This is a genomic window from Thioclava sp. ISO4 (assembly GCF_058105145.1).
In genome coordinates this window covers 1216359-1237525 of the sequence record NZ_CM176571.1, presented here as the reverse complement: position 1 = coordinate 1237525, position 21167 = coordinate 1216359, and the positions used below count along the sequence as shown (strand labels likewise).

Annotated in this window: 22 protein-coding genes; 11 read left to right on the top strand and 11 right to left on the bottom strand. The window is 61.8% G+C overall.

From position 1 onward, the window contains the following. Window position 1 precedes the first annotated feature (1 nt). From AC2TZ7_RS06265 to AC2TZ7_RS06245, 5 genes are all read left to right on the top strand, one after another. Complete coding sequence (locus tag AC2TZ7_RS06265; protein ID WP_489866270.1) at window positions 2-973, top strand: branched-chain amino acid ABC transporter permease; 972 nt, start codon at window positions 2-4, stop codon at window positions 971-973. Then, window positions 966-1733 (top strand): ABC transporter ATP-binding protein, encoded by a 768-nt coding sequence (locus AC2TZ7_RS06260; protein ID WP_489866269.1) that lies wholly within the window; start codon window positions 966-968, stop codon window positions 1731-1733. Before AC2TZ7_RS06265 ends, AC2TZ7_RS06260 begins: the two co-directional genes overlap by 8 nt. After that, a complete protein-coding gene (locus tag AC2TZ7_RS06255; protein ID WP_489866268.1) occupies window positions 1730-2434 on the top strand; it encodes an ABC transporter ATP-binding protein in 705 nt (234 codons plus the stop codon). Before AC2TZ7_RS06260 ends, AC2TZ7_RS06255 begins: the two co-directional genes overlap by 4 nt. 72 nt (window positions 2435-2506) lie before the next feature. Beyond that, complete coding sequence (locus AC2TZ7_RS06250) at window positions 2507-3277, top strand: FadR/GntR family transcriptional regulator (RefSeq protein ID WP_489866267.1); 771 nt, start codon at window positions 2507-2509, stop codon at window positions 3275-3277. An 85-nt stretch (window positions 3278-3362) separates the two neighbouring features. Beyond that, window positions 3363-4775 carry an amidase family protein gene (locus AC2TZ7_RS06245; protein ID WP_489866266.1) on the top strand — a complete coding sequence of 471 codons (1413 nt, stop codon included), beginning with the start codon at window positions 3363-3365 and terminating at the stop codon, window positions 4773-4775. Between the two features lie 990 nt (window positions 4776-5765). Here AC2TZ7_RS06245 and AC2TZ7_RS06240 read toward each other — a convergent pair. Both AC2TZ7_RS06240 and AC2TZ7_RS06235 read right to left on the bottom strand, forming a co-directional pair. Continuing rightward, window positions 5766-7037, bottom strand: coding sequence for an RNA-guided endonuclease InsQ/TnpB family protein (locus tag AC2TZ7_RS06240; protein ID WP_489866265.1), 1272 nt, complete (start codon window positions 7035-7037; stop codon window positions 5766-5768). Continuing rightward, window positions 7027-7662, bottom strand: a complete 636-nt coding sequence (locus AC2TZ7_RS06235) for an IS607 family transposase (protein WP_489866790.1) — start codon at window positions 7660-7662, stop codon at window positions 7027-7029. The genes AC2TZ7_RS06240 and AC2TZ7_RS06235 overlap by 11 nt, the downstream gene beginning before the upstream one ends. Window positions 7663-8341: 679 nt before the next feature. On the opposite strand from AC2TZ7_RS06235, the gene AC2TZ7_RS06230 reads away from it, so the two are divergent. Both AC2TZ7_RS06230 and AC2TZ7_RS06225 read left to right on the top strand, forming a co-directional pair. Next, the gene (locus tag AC2TZ7_RS06230; protein ID WP_489866264.1) at window positions 8342-8653 is read left to right on the top strand and encodes a CopG family ribbon-helix-helix protein; all 312 of its coding nucleotides are present in this window, start codon (window positions 8342-8344) and stop codon (window positions 8651-8653) included. Then, window positions 8650-8931 (top strand): type II toxin-antitoxin system RelE/ParE family toxin, encoded by a 282-nt coding sequence (locus AC2TZ7_RS06225; RefSeq protein WP_489866263.1) that lies wholly within the window; start codon window positions 8650-8652, stop codon window positions 8929-8931. The genes AC2TZ7_RS06230 and AC2TZ7_RS06225 overlap by 4 nt, the downstream gene beginning before the upstream one ends. A 62-nt stretch (window positions 8932-8993) precedes the next feature. On the opposite strand, the gene AC2TZ7_RS06220 is transcribed toward AC2TZ7_RS06225, so the two are convergent. Both AC2TZ7_RS06220 and AC2TZ7_RS06215 read right to left on the bottom strand, forming a co-directional pair. Then, on the bottom strand, window positions 8994-9485 hold the full coding sequence (locus AC2TZ7_RS06220) for a plasmid pRiA4b ORF-3 family protein (RefSeq protein WP_489866262.1): 492 nt from the start codon (window positions 9483-9485) through the stop codon (window positions 8994-8996). Next, window positions 9482-9946 carry a helix-turn-helix domain-containing protein gene (locus tag AC2TZ7_RS06215; protein WP_489866261.1) on the bottom strand — a complete coding sequence of 155 codons (465 nt, stop codon included), beginning with the start codon at window positions 9944-9946 and terminating at the stop codon, window positions 9482-9484. The genes AC2TZ7_RS06220 and AC2TZ7_RS06215 overlap by 4 nt, the downstream gene beginning before the upstream one ends. Window positions 9947-10127: 181 nt before the next feature. On the opposite strand from AC2TZ7_RS06215, the gene AC2TZ7_RS06210 reads away from it, so the two are divergent. Beyond that, window positions 10128-10556, top strand: coding sequence for a YdcF family protein (locus AC2TZ7_RS06210; protein ID WP_489866260.1), 429 nt, complete (start codon window positions 10128-10130; stop codon window positions 10554-10556). Between the two features lie 238 nt (window positions 10557-10794). On the opposite strand, the gene AC2TZ7_RS06205 is transcribed toward AC2TZ7_RS06210, so the two are convergent. The 7 genes from AC2TZ7_RS06205 to AC2TZ7_RS06175 form a co-directional block, all read right to left on the bottom strand. Beyond that, window positions 10795-11568 carry a carbon-nitrogen hydrolase family protein gene (locus AC2TZ7_RS06205; protein ID WP_489866259.1) on the bottom strand — a complete coding sequence of 258 codons (774 nt, stop codon included), beginning with the start codon at window positions 11566-11568 and terminating at the stop codon, window positions 10795-10797. Between the two features lie 52 nt (window positions 11569-11620). Beyond that, on the bottom strand, window positions 11621-12796 hold the full coding sequence (locus tag AC2TZ7_RS06200; RefSeq protein ID WP_489866258.1) for an iron-containing alcohol dehydrogenase: 1176 nt from the start codon (window positions 12794-12796) through the stop codon (window positions 11621-11623). A gap of 21 nt (window positions 12797-12817) precedes the next feature. Next, on the bottom strand, window positions 12818-13651 hold the full coding sequence (locus AC2TZ7_RS06195) for an ABC transporter permease (RefSeq protein ID WP_489866257.1): 834 nt from the start codon (window positions 13649-13651) through the stop codon (window positions 12818-12820). Continuing rightward, window positions 13644-14516 (bottom strand): ABC transporter permease, encoded by an 873-nt coding sequence (locus AC2TZ7_RS06190; protein WP_489866256.1) that lies wholly within the window; start codon window positions 14514-14516, stop codon window positions 13644-13646. The genes AC2TZ7_RS06195 and AC2TZ7_RS06190 overlap by 8 nt, the downstream gene beginning before the upstream one ends. Before the next feature lie 3 nt (window positions 14517-14519). After that, entirely contained in the window at window positions 14520-15608 is a 1089-nt protein-coding gene (locus tag AC2TZ7_RS06185; protein WP_489866255.1) for an ABC transporter ATP-binding protein, read from the bottom strand. A gap of 62 nt (window positions 15609-15670) precedes the next feature. Then, the gene (locus AC2TZ7_RS06180) at window positions 15671-16780 is read right to left on the bottom strand and encodes an ABC transporter substrate-binding protein (RefSeq protein WP_489866254.1); all 1110 of its coding nucleotides are present in this window, start codon (window positions 16778-16780) and stop codon (window positions 15671-15673) included. Window positions 16781-16854: 74 nt separating this feature from the next. Then, on the bottom strand, window positions 16855-18201 hold the full coding sequence (locus AC2TZ7_RS06175; protein ID WP_489866253.1) for a glutamine synthetase family protein: 1347 nt from the start codon (window positions 18199-18201) through the stop codon (window positions 16855-16857). A 127-nt stretch (window positions 18202-18328) separates the two neighbouring features. Between AC2TZ7_RS06175 and AC2TZ7_RS06170 the strand changes: the two genes are divergently transcribed. The 3 genes from AC2TZ7_RS06170 to AC2TZ7_RS06160 all read left to right on the top strand — a co-directional run bounded on the left by AC2TZ7_RS06170 (window position 18329) and on the right by AC2TZ7_RS06160 (window position 21036). After that, window positions 18329-19156 (top strand): helix-turn-helix transcriptional regulator, encoded by an 828-nt coding sequence (locus AC2TZ7_RS06170; protein ID WP_489866252.1) that lies wholly within the window; start codon window positions 18329-18331, stop codon window positions 19154-19156. A gap of 106 nt (window positions 19157-19262) precedes the next feature. Next, window positions 19263-20018: a glycosyltransferase family 2 protein gene (locus tag AC2TZ7_RS06165; RefSeq protein WP_489866251.1), complete on the top strand. Its 756-nt coding sequence runs from the start codon at window positions 19263-19265 to the stop codon at window positions 20016-20018. Window positions 20019-20634: 616 nt separating this feature from the next. Next, window positions 20635-21036 (top strand): hypothetical protein, encoded by a 402-nt coding sequence (locus AC2TZ7_RS06160; protein WP_489866250.1) that lies wholly within the window; start codon window positions 20635-20637, stop codon window positions 21034-21036. The last annotated feature ends 131 nt before the right edge of the window (window positions 21037-21167 follow it).

Below are 21167 nucleotides of genomic sequence, written 5' to 3'. Positions count from 1 at the left end.
GATGCATGTCCTCGATACTGCCAAGGTGCAGATCTGCCTCGCGCTGGCAACCGTGCTGATCCTGCCATTCGTGCTCAGCTCGGGCATCCTCGCGACCGAGATCCTGATCTACGCGATGGTCGTCGCGGCCTGTAACCTACTACTGGGCTATACCGGGCTTCTGTCTTTCGGACAGGGCATCTTCTTCGGGCTCGGCACCTATGTCGCGGGCGTTCTGACAACGCGCTGGGGTGTTCCGATCCCGCTCGTGCTGCTGGGCGCGGTAGTGCTGGGCGGGCTGGTGGCGACCGTCGTCGGCTGGTTCACGATCCGTCGTCAGGGGGTCTATTTCGTGATGCTGACGCTGGCCTTCGCGCAGATGTTCTATTTTCTCGCCTACACGTTCAGCGACATCACCGGCGGCGATAACGGCCTCCTCGGCGTGCCCCGGCCGCAGATCATGGGACAGGCGCTCGACGGGCCTTGGGCCTATTACACCTTCGTCGCGGTGTTCTTCCTCGTGATCTTCGGGCTGCTGCTGATGGTCACGCGCTCCACTTTCGGGCGCACGCTGCTTGCGATCCGTGAAAACGAAGGTCGCGCCGCTGCGATCGGCTTCCCGGTGCGGCTCTTCAAGATCGAGGCCTTCGCGATCTCGGGTGCGATCACGGCCCTCGGCGGCGCATTGCATGCGCTGCTGATCGGCGTCGCACCGCTCGAGAGCATCAACTACCACACCAGCGAGATGATCCTCGTGATGACGATCATCGGCGGCTCCACGAGCCTCTTCGGGTCGGTCATGGGAGCCGGGTTCTACCTGCTGCTGGCCGATACGCTCTCAGTCATCTGGCCGCGCTGGCTTTTGCTGCTGGGCCTTGTGTTGGTCACAGTCGCGCTGTTCTTCCAGCGCGGACTCTGGGGGCTGGTCGAGCGCGGCTGGGACGCGCTGGTCGAACGCCGCAAGGTGACGCGGAAGGAGGCTGGCGATGTCTGATATTGCCCTGCAAACCCACGGGCTCGGCGTCCGCTACGGCACCTTCGATGCGCTGAGCGACGTCGATCTGAGCGTGAAGCGGAACTCCGTTCATTCGATCATCGGGCCGAACGGCGCGGGCAAGACGACGATGTTCCACGCGCTCACCGGCACGGTTGCTGCCAGCAGCGGCCGGATCGAGCTGGAGGGCCGTGATGTGACGCGCGCTTCCGACGATGACCGGGTGCGCCTCGGCATCGCGCGCTCGTTCCAGGTCACTAGCCTCTTTCCGGAACTGAGCCTGCGCGAGAACCTGCGGCTGGCCGCGCAAGGGCGCACGCCGTGGCAGGCACTGATCCCGTGGCGCAGCGCGGAGGCCCGCAAGAGCGTGCTCGAGACCGCCGACGCGGTGATCGAACGGCTCTCGCTGAGCCATGTTGCGACCCGCGCGGCGGGGGAGCTGTCACACGGCCAGCAGCGCCGCCTCGAGGTCGGCATGGCGATCGCGGCGCGCCCGCGCGTGATCCTGCTCGACGAGCCGACCTCCGGCATGGGGATCGACGATATCGAGGGGATGAAGACCCTGATCCGCGATCTTGGTCGCGACCACACCGTCCTTTTCATCGAGCACAACATGGGCATCGTGATGAACATCTCGGACACGATCACGGTAATGCGCCTCGGCCGCAAACTGGTCGAGGGGTCGCCCGCCGAGGTGCGCGACAATGCAGAGGTCAAGGCGGCCTATTTGGGCAACATGATCACGGGAGACATCGCATGACGGCGGCGCTTCGACTGACGGATCTGCACAGCTATTACGGCAAGAGCCACATTCTTCAGGGCGTCTCGCTGGAACTGGGAGAGGGCGAAATCGTCACGCTTCTGGGCCGCAACGGCGCAGGCAAAAGCACGACATTGAAAACCGCTGTGGGTGCGGTCACGCCACGCTCGGGCCGGGTAGAGCTGGCCGGGCGTGACGTCACCGGCCAGCCCGCACATCGGATCGCCAAAGCCGGTGTGTCGCTGGTGCCCGAGGATCGCGGTATCTTCCAGTTGCTGAGCGTCGAGGAAAACCTGCGCATCGCGGTCAAACGCGGCTCGCCTTGGGCCATTGCGGATATCTACAAGACCTTTCCGCGGCTCGAAGAGCGCCGGCGCAACGGTGGCGGACAGCTTTCGGGCGGTGAGCAGCAGATGCTGTCCATCGCGCGCGCCTTGCTGGGTGGACCGAAAGTGCTGATGCTCGATGAGCCGGTCGAGGGTCTCGCGCCGATCATTGTCGAGGAGATCGTCTCGCAGATCGGGCTGATCCGCGACGCGGGTGTGCCGATCCTTCTGGTCGAGCAGAACCTCGCCGTGTGCCGCGCTCTGGCCGACCGTCACTACATCCTCGAGATGGGCCGGATCGTCCACGAGGCCAGTGCGACAGAGTTCGCCAGTGATTCCGAGACGATAGATCGCTATCTTGGAGTGAAGGCCTGAAACGGGTCACGGACATAAGGGAACAACGCAGCAGGCGCTTGCGCGCGGCGCAGAGCGTTGGTCAGGGAGCGGATGAACAAGAACGAAACCCGAGCCAGCGGCGGTCGATTGTCGCGGATCAAGCTGTCGGACCAGATCACCGAGGATATCCGCCGACGCATCTCGCGCGAGGGACTGCATCCGGGAGATCGGCTGCCGAACGAACGCAGCCTGATGGAATATTACGGCTGCTCGAAAGGGACGATCCGCGAGGCGCTCAAAGCGCTGGAGGTGGAAGGGCTGTTGCGCATGGTCTCGGGCCCCAACGGCGGGCCCGAGGTGCAGGCGGCCTCGATCGACATCGTGACCCAGCAACTGCGCCGCTATCTGCATTTCCAGAAGCTCGATTTCGCGCAGGTCTACGAATTGCGCGAGACGCTGGAGGTGGTTCTGGCGCGCAACGTGACGCCGCGACTGACCGAGGAACATCTCGGGCGGCTGGAGCAGAACATCGCGGATTGCGATGCGGCCAACGCCGCGCAGGACCGCGAGCGGGTGCGCGCGCTCGAGACCGAATTTCACGACATTCTGTGCGAGGCCTCGGACAACGTGATGCTGATCTTCATGTGCCGCTTCCTCAATTCGATGCTGCGCGATCTGGTCAGTTACCGCTCCGAGGCGATGCCCGAGCACGAGGATTTCGGCGAGCACAATGTCGATGCGCATCGGCAACTGCTCGCGGCGTTCCGGGCGCGCGATGCCGATGCGGCGGCGCGACTGATGGGCGAGCATATGGCCTGCGCCGCCTCCTTCATGGGCAAGCTCGACGCCTCCTTCCACATGGATCGCATGCTGTCGCGCTGACCGAACCCCGCAGTTTGCATCCCCGCAGGGCTTGCCGCTTTGGCACAGCCCCGATGCCCTATTTTTCAAGACTGGAGTTTCCGAAATGAACGACACCGCCGAACCCGCTCTCTGGTCGCTGGGCGCCACGCAAATCGCGGCCCTCGTGCGGTCGCGTCAGGTCAGTGCCCGCGAGGTGGCGCAGGCCGGACTTTCACGGCTTGAGGCGGTGAATCCCGCGATCAACGCCGTCGTCGAATGCCGACCCGAGGAGACGCTGGCCGCGGCAGAGGCGGTCGATGCCCGTATCGCGCGCGGCGAGGATCCGGGGCCGCTGGCCGGGGTGCCGGTGACGATCAAGGTGATCGTGGACCAGCGCGGCTATGCGACGACGAACGGGCTGACCTCGCAGAAGGATCTTATCGCGAAGACCGACAACCCGGTGGTTGCGAACCTGCTGGGCGCGGGGGCGGTCAGCCTCGGGCGCTCCAACACGCCCGCTTTCAGCTATCGCTGGTTCACCAACAACCTGCTACACGGGCACACCTACAACCCGCGGCGCAAGGACCTGACGCCGGGCGGATCGTCGGGCGGTGCTGGCGCTGCGGTTGCGGCCGGGATCGGAGCGATCGCGCATGGCACGGATATCGCGGGCTCGGTCCGCTACCCGGCCTATGCCTGCGGTGTGCATGGGTTGCGGCCGAGCTTCGGGCGTATCGCGGCGCATAATTCCAGCGGGGCGGAGCGCGATATCGGCGGGCAGCTGATGGCGACTTCCGGGCCGCTCGCGCGCTCGGTCGGGGATCTGCGGCTCGCTTTCACCGCGATGGCCAAGCCCGATCCGCGCGACATCTGGTCGGTGCCCGCGCCGCTGCACGGGCCTGCGGTGGATCGGCGCGCGGCGCTTTGCCTGCGGCCCGATGGCGCGCAGACCGATCCCGCGCTGGAACAGAGCCTCCTGCAATCCGCCGAGAAACTTCGCGCCGCTGGCTGGATCGTGGACGAGCTCGACGCGCTGCCGCCGATCGCCGAGGCCGCGCGGATGCAGGTCACGCTTTGGCTGAGCCACGACTATCCCGGCAAGCTTGCGGCGGCGCAAGCCGAGGGTGATCCGGGTGCGCTTCGCGTGCTGGAAGGCCAGGCCGAGTTCATCCGCTCCCTCGCCCCCGATGCGATCCCGCGCGCGCTGATCCGCCGGGCCGAAATCGCGCGGGAATGGGCGCTCTTCCTCGAGCGCTACCCGCTGGTGCTGCTGCCGCCGAGTTCAGAACTGCCCTTCGCCGACAATCTCGACCTGGGGAGCGATGCTGATTTCCGCCGCGTCTGGGACGCACAGAACGCGATGGTGGGCCTGCCAATCACCGGGCTGCCGGCGCTTTCGCTGGCAACTGGGGCCACGCCCGAAGGCGCGCCGCTCGGTATCCAAATGGTGGCAGAGAGGTTCCGCGAAGACGTGCTCTTCGACGCCGCGAAAGAGATCGAGGCGCGCTCCGCCCCGGTCGAGATCGCGCTACGTTGACTGCGGGATAGATGGCTCTTAGCGCTGCCGGGCCAGACGGCAGCCGCCCTGGGCTATCGACCGGCAAGAGGGTTTCGTCGCCCGGCTTTCGCTCGTTTCCGCAGGGCGAGATGCCGTATCGAATGGGAAATGCGATCGAGCGGGCCCTGCTCCTCTGCGAGATTCGCGCTTTCCGAGAATGCACGATGGCGAGCTTTGAGCGGGCCGGATGGAAGTAGGTAGTCCCCTATCGCCCAGCTTCTCCTGATCGACATAGGCCGGGATATGCCCCAGCCGATAGTCATGGGCGCGCTGAGCTTTCGCTTTCGAGAGAGTGCAGGTTTGCAGACGGGTCGACGCGGCCCGAGGATTGGAGCGCGCCGGATCGGCGGGAGGGTTTGCAAGATCTTTCATGGGACCCAGTGTCCCTCGCCGACCTGAAAATTCCGGTCGAAAAAATTCAGGAAATTTCCAGGCTCCGCATCGGAGAGAGTTTGGACTGGCAGACCTACTAGGGATAACTTTTTAGAAGAGGAACTTTTCACACCAGGCGGCTCGGAAACCGAACCGCTTCCTGCAGTTTTTTTTCACGTTGTTTCCTTGACTGAAGCGCATCGCTTTCCAGACGCCAGGATCCTGCTCTCTGGCGGCAGCGGCGCTTTGCGCGATCTGGAAAGAGAGAGTATGCCCGGCGCTGAAGTCACGGCCGCCGCCTTTCGCGAAACAGGCATCGCGCCAACCCAGACCCTCCGGGTGAGTATTGAACAGCTTGCCGCTCGTGGCGCGGCGCGTATATTTTTAGGTATATCCAAGGACCCATGTAGTGATCGAAACGAAGATCCGAAAGGTCGGCAACTCTGCGGTTTGCCGCCGTCTTTGTCATCCATGATCGACAGAGTTCCCGCCACGGCGGCGCGTCCGAGCTGCGTCACCAAAAGGCCCCACCACAAGCCTCTTCCAACCTACGGGCTTGGTGGGGGAGGTTCATCCTGTTCAGAGGTCATACCGCTTTCATGGACCTGATCTTTCCTGATCAGGTCCATTTTCCTGCTTCATCATGGCCGGTTTCACGACAGGATCAGTCCCGCCGCCAGAGCCTTCCACTCCACAAGCTGACACCGGACGGACTTTGAGGTCCTCGCTACCGGCCAAATTCTTGAGGTTGATCGCCGCATTGATGTCGCGATCGTGCTGCGCGCCGCAGTTGGCGCAGGTCCAGGAGCGGACCGAGAGCGGAAGAACCTCCGCTTTGGTGTGACATGCCGAACAGGTCTTGCTGGACGCAAAGAACCTGTCGGCGGCAACAAGAGTGCCACCAAGGCGCGCGAGCTTGTAGCTCAGCTGCCAACGGAACTCGAAAAACCCCATATCGGAAATGGCGCGGGCAAGATGCCGGTTCGCCATCATGCCCCGAACATTGAGGTCTTCGATGACCACTGTGCCGGCTTCACGCGACAGCTTGGTCGTGAGCTTGTGCAACCCGTCCTGGCGGATATTGCGGATACGTGCATGGAGTTTTGCAATCCGGGCGCGAGAGCGGGCACGGTTCTTTCCACCCTTTTGTTTTCGCGCATGAGATCTCTGTAGCCGCGCCAGCCGCTTCAGGTTGCGACCCAAGGATTTCGGGCCGGAGAACTTGCGGCCGTCGCTCAAGGTGGCCAGATCGGTAATCCCCAGGTCGACCCCGAGAACTGATCCCTTGGGACGAGGCGCAAAGCTGTGATCGATCTCAACCGCAATCGCCGCGAACCACCGGCCCGCCTCCCGCGAGATGGTGACGGATTTCAAGGTTGGATTCATTTCGGAACCAAAGCGCAGGGCCTCCCGCATAGACACCCAGCCAATGCGCGGCAGTTTCAGGCGTCGCCCTTCGACACGGAATGTCCCGGGGCCATTGTCCGGCCGAAAGCTCTCACGACAGAGGTCTTTTGCTTTGAAGTTGGGATAGCGAGAGCGCCCCTCGAAGAAACCCTTGAACGCGGCACCAAGATTCTTGATCGCCTGCTGTGGAACCGCTTTGGGCGCATGCAGCATCCAGGGGCATTCAGCCCGCTTGATGGCATTGAGTTCGCGTCGCAGCGCAGCCTCGGAAGGCTTGGGCAGGGAATTGTTTTCGCAATGCGCGGTATATTGGGATTTCCATCGGTCGAGAGCCCAGTTCCAGCTGAACCGGGCGATGCCGGCGCATTGCGCAAACAGTGCGTCCTGCGCCTTGTCTACATCGAGGGCGATGCGGTGAACTGTCATGATCCGGGTAGAGATCGCTGCTCCATCAAGCGCCATCATCGCCTCCTTCAGCCGCGGCCTTGATGTCGGCGATCAATTTCGCATTCTTGCGGGAGCGCGCACCGTAGAGCCGCGCGCTGAAGACCGTGACGATCTCAAGCACGTCCCGGGCAAGATCCTCTTCGAAGCTGGTGTCTTCGCCCTGGTTCAGGATTACGACCTCGACGTTCTTCGCCTCACAGATCGCGAAGACGAGCTCGGCGCCGAAGCGCAGCAAACGATCCTTGTGAGTGATGACCAGTCGCCCGACGCGATCCTCGACAATGTCTTCGAGTAGGCGCTTGAGGCCCTTCTTGCGATAGTTCATGCCAGAGCCGAGATCGGTGAGCACCTCGTAGGTCCAGCCCTGCCCGGCGCAATAGGCCTCGAGAAGCTGCGCCTGGCGCTCCAGGTCAGGTTTCTGGTCATGGGAGGAAACGCGTGCGTAGGCAACCGTGCGCCGAGCAGCGTTATCCTGCTGCCGATGGAGCTCCGGCTGAAGTTTGGCGAGGTCATAGCGGCGCCGCCCACCCTCGGTTACGAGGTCGGGTTTGAGCTTGCCGCTCTCATCCCATCTGCGCAAGGTGAGCGGTGTCACGCCCAGGGCCTTCGCGGCCTCGCCAATACTTACAAGCTTCTTCATCATAAAGATGATATATGATGCGAAAAGCATAAGTCAAATGGAAGATGTTAAAGCCCCCCCCGAGGATCCCGCCGATCTCGAAGAATCCGACCCGAGACAAGGAGGAGAGGACCTTCCCGGTGTTAACATCGAGCGAGAGGATCCCGGCGGCCTTCAGCATCGACACTAGGGTCGCGTTCTTCTTTCGCCAACCGTCTTAGACCTCCCGCTCGGCGCGCGCCGCCGCGACGGTCGCCAGGACCTCCGGCGTTTCAGGGCCGATCGTTTTCTCCACGACTCGGTCCCCGATGCGGCGCCTCGACACCCAATAGCCCCGACCGGACTTCTCGATCCGCATGATGGACCCAGGGACGGAGAGGGGTGGCCGGGCCCGGAACCTCTGCATCAGCTCATGATAGGCAGTGTGGATCGGGACCGGGAGATACTCCATCAGGCATTCCTACACGCTATATTACTTTGTGTAGGAAAATATGGTTCCCCTGGCCCCGCGGCAAGCTATGAACCTCCCCCCTTCCAACCTACAGGATTGGTGGGGGAGGTTCATCTGCTCGAAGGTTTTTCGAGACATTAGGTCACTCAAGCGAAAAGCCCTATTCGCTCGCAGTCATCACGCATTGAACCCACTTTCGAGCGCCTATCTGATCAAATCTTGCTTTCCATGAGGGATGTATTACGATGTATGACGCCGCAATCGAAAGAGCAAACCATGGGCAGCTCGCCATACTCCATCCGTCTTGACGACGAGCTGAGAAAATCTCTCGAACGCGAAGCGGAAATCGAAGACCGTTCGCCTGCCCAGCTCGCAGTGCGCGCCATTCGATCCATGCTGGACGCCAAGGCCGCCAAGCGGGCCGCCATAGACAACGCTTTGGCGCGTGCCGAAGAGGGAGCTTTCATTTCCGCCGAAGCGATGAACGCCTGGATCGATTCATGGGACACGGGAGATGAGCTCCCTTCCCCGAAACCGGACATCACGCCCGACAGCGCATGAAGATCGTCTTTCTTGAAGAGGCGGCCCAGGACATCCAGTGGTTTCGCCATTACTATCAATCGGTTTTTCCAGAAGGTAGCTTGAAGGCCCGCGCGAGCCTGAAAGCCATCCAGCAGACGCTGGCCGCCAATCCTTATGCGGGACACCCCAGCGATTCAGGGCGCGCTGTGCGAGAGCTCTCGATTCCTCGGACACCGTTCTTGCTGATATATCGCGTAATGCCGACCCAGATCGAAATTCTCCGCCTTTGGGATAACAGGCAGGAGACGGATTACTGAGAGGATACTGATAGGAGATACAAGGTGGGCATTCGGCGAAGACCGCGGGCGTTCGCTTTTGATCAGATCTGCTTGGTAGAAGCTTTGGATTTCCGAGGCTTTGGTGACCATTTACGGGCGAGGCGTTCGAAATTCTCGAGGATACGGCCGATATCTGCCTCATCAGGATCGAACTTTGCGCCATGCCATTCCAACATGTCTGCGTGGGCTTCATGTTGCGGATCGGCAATGGCGTCCAGGAAGTCCGCGTAACCGGGAGAGCCACCGATATTTTCCGGCGGGCAAGCCCCGATGGCCCTGACAAGGCGCGGATATACGGCACCCGGGATGGCATCATCGATTTTCTCGACCTTGATTACGTGGTGCCAGTTGTCGCCAAAGTCGTAGATGTAATGAATGGTCTTGGTTCCCACATCTTCGAGCACATCAAGTAGGTTGGTCTTACTGGCCGGCATCGGGCCCTCGTAAAACCCATCTGGATCTGGCACGCCCCAGCCGACGCCGCCGGCCCTGAACTCATAGAGGTGGCTAAACCGATCAGCGTATCGGCTCATACAAGACCGTCTTCCGCATCCATGGCGGCAAGGTCGCTCAATGCGCCCGAGCGAGATGCGTCACGCTTCTCTTTGTAGGCAAAGAGATCGTCGGCACGAACCCGGCGATGACGGCCGGTCTTTGCAAACGGAATCTCGCCTTCCTCGAGAAGCTTCACCAGGAACGGACGGGACACATTGAGAAGATCCGCCGCCTGCTGCGTGGTCAGCTCTGACTCGACGGGGATCATCCGAAAGCCGCGACCGCTTGACACGAGCCGCAGCACCTCGAGCAGCGAAGCCGTCAAGGCAGGCGCAAGCGTCACGGTTCGGACTTCGCCGCCTTCCAGGGCAAGCGACAGCTTCGTCGGTTCGCCTTCCTTGATCTGGGAAGCGACCATCGTTCTGAGCTGTTCGGCGTTCTTGATCTCGACCTCGTCGGGCAAACGATCAAAGAACGCCTCTTTTCTGAGGGCGTTCATCTTCTCTCTCCGGTTCTCTCTTCTCGTGTTGGATATAGGGTATCCGCCATTCGAAACAATCGCAACAGTCGCAACAAACGCAAAAATCGCAACATTCGAAGTTTTCGAATATCGTGTAAACAGGTTACTGAACCGCCCCGAGTTTGCCGGAGGCTCCAACTCTTGAGCAGGAGGGAGCATCATGAGCAAGACAACGAACAAGTTTTCCCCTGAAGTGCGCGAACGCGCGGTGCGGATGCTTGCCCGAGAGAGCATGCCGGGCGCCGATGTCATGGCCGCGGCGTTTCGCGAAACGGGCGTTCCGCAGACCCGGCTGCTTCTCGAGACCCACTCACGCAACACCACCGAGAATGCACGTTTCAGCTACAACCTCGCCCAGCCCAAACCGGATGAGACCTGGCTGCTCATCACCAGCGCCTTCCACATGAGACGCGCGATGGCGAGCTCTAAGCGAGCCGGATGGGAGGCGCTCATCCCCTACCCTGTCGATTATCGCGCAGAGGAATTTCTCGAAGATACTGGCTGGGATCTCGCGGGTCATCTCGACACGTTAGATCTCGCGCTCAAGGAATGGGTCGGGATCTGGGCTTATGCAGCGAGCGGGAGATAGCTTGCCTGCGAGGCAACGAAAGCACGACTGGTTTCATCCTCCGCGGGGAGCGCCTATAGGAGGGTCGAACAGATTTTTCCCGGGCCGTCATTTTCATGAAGATACCGGAACGCGCTTGCGAGGCGTGCCGAACGGGTCGATCGACCGATCTTACGGGACATTACCGGTCAGTTTGAGAACTTGTTTAGGACGTTCATTTTGCGATCTTTCGGGTCACAGACACAGGCTGGGGCTTCCGCTAGGAAAAGCTACGTAAATCGCTGAATTGAACCGAGATTGCCTCGCCGGGATAATCCGAGGGTCTCGGCAGGTCCGCAATCAACGTCGTCGGCCCTCTTCCAGCCTGCGCCACAGCCTGTCCGTCTGGACCCGCGATGATAGACTTGCCACCAAAGACGATTTCGCGATCCGGTCCGGTATAATTCGCATAGACAACGGTGACTGCATTCTCGCTCGCGCGTGCCCGCACGAGCAGATCGGGAGCGTGATCATAGCCAACCGGATTCGCTGTCGGCACGAGGATTAGGTCGGCCTTGGATCGAGCGAGAGCCCTGGCATATTCGGGAAACTCGATGTCATAGCAAATCAGCAGACCGGTCCGCGTGCCCTCCAGATCGAACACGGGCGGTGGCTCCACGCCGAACGTAAAGCTGGCACGCTCCATCTCGCCGAAAAGCTGGATCTTGCGATAGTGTCCGACCCGCGCGCCGCTCTTGTCGAACACGGACGCCGCGTTGAACACGTCATCGCCCAACCGTTCGGCCCAGCCATAGCAGATCGCGGATCCGTATTTCCGTGCCATGTCGCCCATCGCGGCGCACCACTCTCCGCCGAGTGGCTGCGCCCGCGCACGATGTTCCTCGGGCCGGTTGTAGCCGGGCAGGATCAGCTCGGGCAGCACGACCAGATCGGCGCCGAGCGACGCCACACCGCTCACCCATGTCTCGATGATCGGCAATATCTGCGCCGGGTCAGAAGAAAGCGGCTGCGGCTGGACGAGCGCGATTTTCATGTTTGTCTCCATTCTCGACAGACAAGGTATCGCTTGCGCCGCAGCCCGGCAATCAGCGTGCGGCGCGCAAGATTTGCTCCACACCCCCCGGATCCAAGGGGGTCGGATTTCCTCCGGCGCACGGATCACGCAACGCATCGGCGATCAGATCGGGAATATCACTGTCATTCACCTTTACGCCCATCTCGCTCAGCGTCGAGGGCATTTCGATGCGCGCCTGCAACGCCTCGAGCCAGGCAAGAACCGCCGCGCCGGGATCATCGCCCTCGAGCCGCAATTCATGCGCGAGCGTCGCCATCTGTTCGCTCACGGCAGGCAGGTTGAAGCGGAGCACATGGGGCATCAGCACCGCATTGAGCATTCCGTGATGCGCATCGTAGCGCGCGCCCAGCGGATGCGCCAAGGCATGAACCGCACCGAGCCCCTTTTGCAAGGCCGTGCAGGCCATCGCGGAGGCGACGATCATGTTCGAGCGCGCCTCCAGGTTTTCGGGTTCCCAATAGGCCGTCGCGAGAGCCCCGTCGATCATCTTCATCGCCGTCAGCGCCAAGCCATCGGCCATCGGGTGCCAACCCGGCGCGCAGAGCGCTTCCAGCGCATGCGAGAGCGCATCCATACCGGTTGCGGCCGTCAGAGTGGGCGGCAGACCGACGGTCAACTCTGGATCGAGGATGACCAGTTCCGGCAGCATCTCGGGGTGGAAAATGATGACCTTGCGATGGGTCTGGGTATCGGTGATCACCGACGATCTGCCGAATTCGGAGCCCGTCCCCGCGGTGGTCGGAATCGCGATGACTGGCACCATGCCCTCGGTCTGAACGCGCCGGAAGTTGTCGCCGACATCCTCGAAATCCATCAGCGGGCGCGCTTGCCCCGCCATCATCGCGACCGCCTTCGCGGCATCCATCGCGGAGCCTCCGCCAAGCGCGATGACGCAATCATGGCCGCCTTTGCGCAAGACCTCCCGTCCCGCCATGACATTTCCCACGGTGGGGTTCGGCTGAACATCGTGGAAAAACCCGGGCTCCATGCCGGCAGCTTTCACGATCTCCAGCGCCTGCGTGGCGATCGAAGAGGTCGCGAGGCCCCTGTCGGTGATCAGAAGCGGTGCCGTCGCGCCGATCTCCGCAAGGCCTGCCGGAAGATCGGACAGGCGTCCGGCTCCGAACCAGACTTGCGTCGGGAAATTCCAACGAGTCCGAAGACTCGCAAAATCGAATTCACTCATGGGAAGGTCCTGTCGAAGTGATCAGCTCTCGGCAATCGCGCTCAGGCGACGACGGGCTGCGCGTTTGCGCAACCTGTCGACCGCGAAGATCAATACCAAGGCGGGGATGAAAGTCAGCGTGGCGAGGGCCGGGTAGATCGGGGACGAGCCCACGGCGATCCCCGAGAAGACGAAGGTCGGGAGTGTGCGCGTCGAGCCCGAGAGGCTGTAGGTGATGTAGAAATTCCCCCAAGACAGCAGGAAAGCGAAGATCGCGGCCGAGAAGATCCCCGGCCAGATCAGGGGAAGCGTGATCTCCCGCAGGATCTGCCAGCGGGTCGCTCCCGCATCCTCGGCGGCATAGTCGAGCGTGTTGTCGTAGCCCTGCATCTGCACCGAGATGATCACGATGCAGAAGGGCGTGATGTAGATGACATGCCCGATCACCGCGGACCAAAGCCCGGGCGACATGTTCAGCCAGCCGGCCAGCACCGAGAACCACAAGAGCATCACGACGCCCAGCAGAAGCTGCGGAAACAGGAGCGGCGCGAAGGTCAGGATGCGGAAACCCCACTGGAAGCGGAACTTGTAGCGACTCCAGGCGAAGGCGCCCCCGATGCCAAGAAGCGTCGCGAAGGCCGTCGCGAGCACGGCGAGAAGCGCCGAGTTGCCAAGCGCGGACCAGAAATCGCGATCCGCCAGCAACTCGCCATACCAGCGGGTCGAGAATTCGGGGATCGGCCAGGACAGGAAGCGGCTCTTGGTGAAGGAGAAGAGAACAAGCGTGGCGATCGGAATGTAGAAGAAAATTAGCGCGGCGATTACGGATCCATAGAGCAGGACATCCGCAATTCGCTTTTCCATGCGATCAGTCATTTACCACCCTCCGCGCCTGCCAGAGCGCGACCGCTCCGAACACCGTCAAAGCCGCCGCCCCGATCGCGATCAACACGAGCGTCAGCGCCGCCCCCAAGGGCCAGTTCACGCGGGTCTCGAAACTCTGTCGGATCAGTTCCGCCGCAAGCGGAGAGGTCCCGCCGCCCATCACCTTTGGCTCGAGAAACACGCCGAGGCTGAGGACGAAGACCAGAACCGCCCCCGCCCAGATGCCGGGCTTGGCAAGCGGCAAGGTCACCTCGATGAAGGCACGCAGCCGGGACGCGCCCGCGTCGCGTGCCGCGAGCACCAGATCCCCATCGATCCGCGCCATCGAGAGCGCAATGGTAAAGATGGTGTAGGGCAGCAGGTTGTAGACCATGCCGATCATTGTCGCGTTCGGCGTGAAGAGCACGTTCACCGCAGCCGGCGGGAACCCGATCGCCTCGAGCGTGCCGTTCAGCACGCCGGAGCGGTCGAGAAACAGCACCCAACCGAAGGTCTTCAGAACCGCGTCGGTGAGAAAAGCAAAGACCATCAACAGGGTGATATGGTCGGACCAGCGCGACAGGCGATGCAGCATGCCATAGGCGATCGGGATCGCGAGGATCGTGCAGAGCACGGTGCAGACCAGCGCCATCATCAAGGTGCGCCACATGATCGTCCAGTAGTGGACCTGGCTGAACACATCGGTCCAGACCTTCAGATCCCAGGTCCAGACGAGCCGGTAGTATTGCGTGCCCTGAAAGCTCAGGAGCGCCGTCATGATCAGCGGGATCACGAAGAACAGCCCCATCAGCAACAAGAGCGGCAAGGTCGACAGGCGCAACGCCCCGTCCCGCCAGGTTTTCTGTATCTCGGCCATCGCTTACGCCTCCACGGCGAACAGGTCGCCCAGCGCGAGACCGAGCTTCACCGGATCGCCTTGTTTCGCCGGCAAGGTGGAGGTGCCGGGAATATCCATCACGATCTCTGCTCCAGCCGCCGCGATCCGATACTGGATCGACGCGCCCCGGATGAAGAACTCGTTCACCGTCCCGGTGATGGTGCAGTCGGCGCTTTCGCCTTGCGCAAGCAGGCGCAGCATTTCCGGACGGATCATCAGCGCCGCATCAGCCCCCGCCGCAACACCGGGCGCGACCTGATCGGCGGCAATGATCGGGTTTGCGCAGTCAAGAACGTCGCAGGCGAACCGGAATGCATCGCCCTCTCGCGTGACCTTGGCGGGCAGGAGATTGGTATCCCCGATGAACCCGGCGACGAAAGCATTCGCGGGGCGGTAATAAATCTCGGACGGCTCGCCCAGTTGCACGATCTTCCCCGCGCGCATGACGCAAATCCGGTCGGCGAGCATCATCGCCTCTTCGAGGTCATGCGTGACGTGGACGAAGCTCGTCCCGACATGGCGATGCAGGTGCTTGAGTTCAGCCTGCAGGGATTTCTTGAGCTTCGCATCGAGCGCGCTCATCGGCTCGTCCAAGAGCAGCACCGGCGGCTGCGACACCATCGACCGCGCGAGCGCCACGCGCTGTTGCTCCCCGCCCGACAGCTCGTGCGGGTATCGGTTGAGGTAGCTCTCCTTGAGATGCATCAGCTCCAGCATCCGGCGCACGGCCGCGTCGATCTCAGACTTCGGGCGTTTGGCCAGATGCAGCGGGAAACCGATATTTTGCGCGACGGTCTTGTGCGGGAAAAGCGCGAGCTTCTGGAACACCATCCGCGTCGGTCGGGCCGAGGCGGGGATCTCCGTCATATCCTCCCCGTCGATCACGAGGCTGCCTGCCGACAGGTCCTCGAAACCGGCCAGGATCTTGAGCAACGTGGTCTTGCCGCAGCCCGAAGGCCCGACGAGCGCCAGAAACTCACCATTGGCGACTTCCAATGAGATATCGGTCAGCGCGCGATAGGTGCCGTAGTATTTATCGATTCCGGTGGCTTTGATGATGGGAGAAACCAAGGGGGACTTCCTGTCTCAGAAAGGGAGCAAGGGCGGCGAAACCGCCCTTGCAAATCGGGAGATCAACGCGCGGCGGCCAGTTCCTGAGACCAGATTTCGAGCATCTGGTCGATATTCGGCGCCACGTTGTGGAAGTGGGACTTGTCCCAGGCCTCCCACATGTAATCCATCTGCAGCACGTCCTTCTGCTCGTCGGTGAACAGAGCTTCGGCTTCCTGCGAGGGCACGAGGTTGCAGGTCGCTTCCGTCCAGGCGAGTTTGACGGCCACTTCAGCCGAGGTCAGGTTGCGCAGCAGCGCCTTGGCCTTGGCGTCGTCGACGGGGTCTTTCACGATCCCGCCCGCTTCCATCCAGATGATGCCCTGGTTCAAGCCGTCTTTCGGCTCGGGCACGATCGACATGATCTCTTTCTGGCCATCCTTGCGCAGCGCCGAGGTGCAGTAGGTGCCGCCCCCGATCAAGGTTCTGAACGAGCCATCCATCAGGCCTTTCTGCGCGACCGACAGGTCTCCGACGATCGCCCGCGTGTTCTTGAAGAGCGCGCGCAGCACGAGGCGGATTTCGTTGAGCTCGGCATCGTCGAGCTCCTTGTAGGGATCGATCCCGGCATAGAGCGCCATCGGCATGATCGGCCAGTCGCCCCAGTCGAGCACGCAGATCTTGTCCTTGTAGGCCGGATCGAAACAAGGAGCGTAGCTGCTCCAGTTCTCGAGCTTGTCATACTTGGTGTTGACGGTCGGCCCGACCCAGCCCCAGCGCGTCGGCAGGCCCGTCGTCTTCCCGTCGAAATCCAGCGGCGCGAAGGGGGCGCGGAATTGCGGGTAGAAGCTCTCGTAGACATCGGCGAACTCGGCATCGTCGAGGAATTCCCCGATATCGGCCGGCCCCATGCGCTGCACCCACGGGCTGTCAGTGGCGACGACGTCGAAATCGCGCCATGCGCCGGCTGCGAGCTTGGCGAAACCGCCGGGGCTGTCGGTGATGAGGTCGATCGAGATCGAAACGTCGTTCGCCTCCTCGAAGGGCTTGATGATGTCGGGGCTGTCATAGCCCTCCCAGCACATGAATTTCATCGAGGTGGCGGCGTGAGCCTTTCGCGGCATCAACCCTGCCCCCGCGAGCCCCGCCGCGCCCATGCCTTGCAGGAAGGTTCGGCGATTGGGCGAAAACATCGGTATTCCCTTGGACTTTGTCATCTCTCTTTACTCCCGGTTGGTTGGATCAAGGCCAGCTTTCTTTTCTTGTTTCAGACGACCTCTAGGTATCTTTCCCGTTCCCACGTGCTCACATGGCGAAGGAAAGTTGCGTATTCGTGGCGGCGCGCGCGCACGAAACTGTCGATGAACACGTCGCCGAAAATCTCTCGGGCGACCTGGCTTTCGTTCAGCCGTTCTGCGGCCATGCCGAGATCGCTCGGGAAGCGGGTTTCGGGCGACGGCTCCAGAAGATACTGGTCCCCCGAGGCAGGCGGACCGGGGTTGAGCTCGTTCTCGATGCCCCACAACCCGGCTCCGAGGCACATGGCCAGGGCCAGATGCGGGTTCGTATCTGCCGACGGCACACGGAATTCCACGCGGGTGGCATCGGGGCTGTCATTCATCACCCGCGCCGCGACCGTGCGGTTCTGGATCGCCCAGGAGGCCGCCGTGGGCGCCCACATCCCCGGAACCATCCGGCGATAGGCATTCACGGTCTGGCTGCACAGCGCGAGCATTTCCGGCATCAAGGCGACCAATCCAGCGATGAAATGCCGGGCGGTCTTGCTCAGCCCGTCCGCATCGCCGGGATCGACGAAGGCGGGGCTATCGTCGGTCAGGTTGCGCAGCGAGACATGCAGGTGCCCGGACTGCCCCGAGAGGTTTTCGTTCAGCTTCGACATGAAACAGGCGGTGAGCCCGTGGCGCCGGAAATAGGTCTTCGCGAAGTTCTTGAACAAGGCGGCATCGTCAGCGGCTTTCACACCGGGCGCATGGCTCAGCGGCACTTCGAGACAGCCGGGGCCAAGTTCCGTATGCAGCGCGTCGAGACCGATTCCGAGGCTCTCCATCATCGCCACGAGCCCATCCAGCAGATCGTGCTCATTCGCCAGCGTCTCGAGCGAATATGTCTTGTTGCCCAGCGCATAGTGCTTGGGGTCGGCATAGCCGCCTTCGCGCAGGCTCGCCGCATCTTCGTCGAGCAGGTTGAACTCGAACTCGAAAGCCGAATGGACCGAGAAGCCCATGTCGCGCGCTTTCTCGAACTGGCGGATCAACTGATTTCGTCCCGACCGCTCTCCGAAGGGCATCGCGTAATCGGCGATGCAGATCGCCTGATCGCCCTCAAAGGGCCAGGCGCGCACCGTCTCGGGGAAAAGCTGCGCTGGCACGTCGGTATAGTCGCCGCTCCCATAGGTCTCCTCGGCGCTGTCCCAATTGTAGAGCACATCGCAGAACGGGTAGCCCCCTTGGGCCAGCTTCTCCGCCTTGGCGCGCGCGACCCGTTTGACGCGGAACATCCCGTCCTGATCGAAAATCCCGATATGCACATATTGCGCGCCGATCCGATCGAGCATTTCGTGCATATCGACATGATGGGGGGTATCAGCTTGCATTCCGCTGCATTCCATTTTTTCCTAATCCGGTTCAGCTTAGAGCCTTGGCTGAGCCGACCAATACCCCCCGAGGGGTATGCCGCGACTCCCGCAAGGGGTGCTGCGGATCAAAGCGAGACCGGGAACGATGTCAGGATGGAATGAGCGCATCGCCGATGCGATCACCGCGATGGGAACAGAAGACTTCGCCCGAGCGCTGGACCGGGCGACGGAAGCGCTGTTTCCCTACAAGATTTGCATGGTCTTTGCCTATGAGGGCAACGCGACGCCGCAATCGCTCTACCACAATCTGCCTCCCGAAGCCGCGCGGATCGTGATCTGGGATTACTGCACCGGTCCGTATCTTCTCGACCCGTTCTACGCCGAGACCGAACGGCGGCGCTCGGGCATGGCCGGCCTTCGGCAGATGGCGCCGGACAAGTTTTTCCAGTCGGAATATTACGCCAAGCACTACAGCCGCACCGGCATTCGCGACGAGATCGGCATCTTCGCCGCGATCGGGCCGGAGCGGGTCGCAGTGATCAGCTTCGCCCGAGAACGCGGCCAGCCGGTTTTCAGTGCGCGCGAGCGGGCGCGTCTCGCCGAGGTCGGCCCCGTCATCGAGGCCCTGATGCGCGGCCATTGGGGCGTCACGGCAGCGCGCGAGGCGCGCGACGATAGGGCGGAGACCGCCCTGCCCCCTCTGCAGGTCCTGCTCGACCGCATTGCCGGAGGGGTGCTGACCCCGCGCGAGACCGAGGTGATCGCGATGGTGCTGCGTGGCTATTCGACGACTGCGATCGGGGCAAATCTCGAGATCAGCGACGAGACGGTGAAAGTCCATCGCAAGAACGCCTACCGGAAGCTGTCGATCTCCTCTCAGGCGCAGCTCTTCTCGCTCTTCCTGAAGGCTTTGGACGAAAGCTCTGCGCCAGTTCGCGAGACACAGGCGGCGTCGCTCCGGAAGCGAGGATAGCCGGAGCTTTTGGCAACTGCGTGCCGGGTTAGGGATTGGTCGGTTTCGTCCGCCCCGCTAAGCGCCTATAGACAGACGTAGCGCATTATACTGGGCCGTCATTTTCATGAAGATTAGCGTTATCACAGCCGTCTACAATTCCGAAGCCACCGTCGGCGAGGCTATCGAGAGCGTCGGGCGACAAACCCATCCCGAGCTCGAGCACCTTATCATTGAGGGGAAATCGAAGGACGGCTCGCTCGCCGCGATCGAGCGCGCCGCACATGACCGGATGGTCCTCGTCAGCGAGCCCGACAAGGGGATCTATGATGCGCTCAACAAGGGCGTGACCAAGGCCTCCGGTGATGTCCTGGGCTTCGTCCACAGCGACGACTTCCTCGCCCATGACGAAGTTCTGTCACGCATCGCCACCGCTTTTGAGGACCCGCAGGTCGAGGCGGTCTTCTCCAATCTCGATTATGTCTCGCAAGCGGACACGGCAAAGGTGGTGCGACATTGGGCGACGGGCCCTTACAGCGCGGCGAAACTCAAGCGCGGCTGGATGCCGGCCCACCCGAGCCTCTATCTCCGGCGCTCGGCCTACGAGCGCCTCGGCGGCTTCGACACCAGCTTCCGGATCGCCGCCGATTACGACTTCATCCTGCGCTATTTCTCGCAAGCGACCGGTCGCTCGGTCTATATCCCCGAAGTGCTCTACAAGATGCGTTTGGGCGGCGTGAGCAATCGCAACCTTGCGCGCATTCGCGAGAAGATGGGCGAAGACTGGCGCGCGATCCGCGGCAACAAAGTTGGCGGCGTGATGACCATTGCGAGCAAGAACTTCTCCAAGCTTTGGCAGTTCGTCGAGCGGCAGAAGGGCTGACGCTTCAATGAGACGTCAGACTGGCGTCTAGGCGTCACCGCTTACCCAGCGCCAGGCGCAGCCCTACAACCTAGAGATATTTTTCTATTTACTTCAGCGCCTTGCGAGCATATTATGTCTAAGCGATCCGGTTAGTGTTCTCTCTTCGGAAGGATCTTTACGTCCTTCCGAAAGGAGGATCGACAACGATTAGACACAATTATTCTTCGAGAATTCGACGAAGTTTTGCGTTTGAGAATTGTGCCCCGAAAGGGGAGTGTCCCCTGCAAGGGGGATCGAAAAGACTATCGGCAACGATGTCGCTCGGCGCAGCCCGAAGATCTCCCCACTGGGAGATTTGCGAGCCGCAAAGTGCAAGACCGGATCGCACCTTTCCCCTGAGATAATCACCCTAGGACAGGTGAGGGTCTATTCCGAATACACCGCGTCCAGGCGTTACGAGCGACGAGCCCCCCCAACGCGGCCACGCCCCCTATCTGCCTGACCTTCACCCGGCACACGCCTCCGAGTTGTCCACATAATTCGACCAAACCGAGAGATTTTCGAGATTTTTCAAAACCGATTTTTCACCCGCCTCGGCTAAACTGGGATCACTCAGCAAGCAAAGGACAACATCATGCTCGACATCCTCCCCACCTCGGGCCCGCGTCGCGAATTCGCGGTCTTCGCAACAAGTCTCGCCTATACCAGCGCTGAAATCGCGGCGGCGTTTGAATATCTCGACCGTAAAGAGCGGCGCACCGACCCTCCGGGAGAATTCGATCATCGCGGGCGGTTCTTCGCCGCCGAACGCACGCTGGCCGTCACGTTTTGCCGCGCGCCTTCGGCCAGGTGGCCATTTCCCCAAATGCTCGCCGCTCGCACGGCTGATCACTGCGCCGAACTCTTCGACGTCGACGAGGCAAAACATGTGAAGCGCCTGGCGCTTGCCTTCCGGCGGTTCCGCGGCGGCGAAACTTTCGAGGATTTGCGCCCCCTGCTCACCCCTGGCATCCGGGCACGTCAAGCAGCCCACTGAGGCAAGTGGCGGCGCACCTCGAACAAGCGACTGGAGACGCTTCTGTTGCGGCGCGCTTGGCGACACCCTCCCGCGACGAGCTGCTCTCCAGACAAACTGGGCACCTTTCCCCGTTCGACACCTAAGGCTCC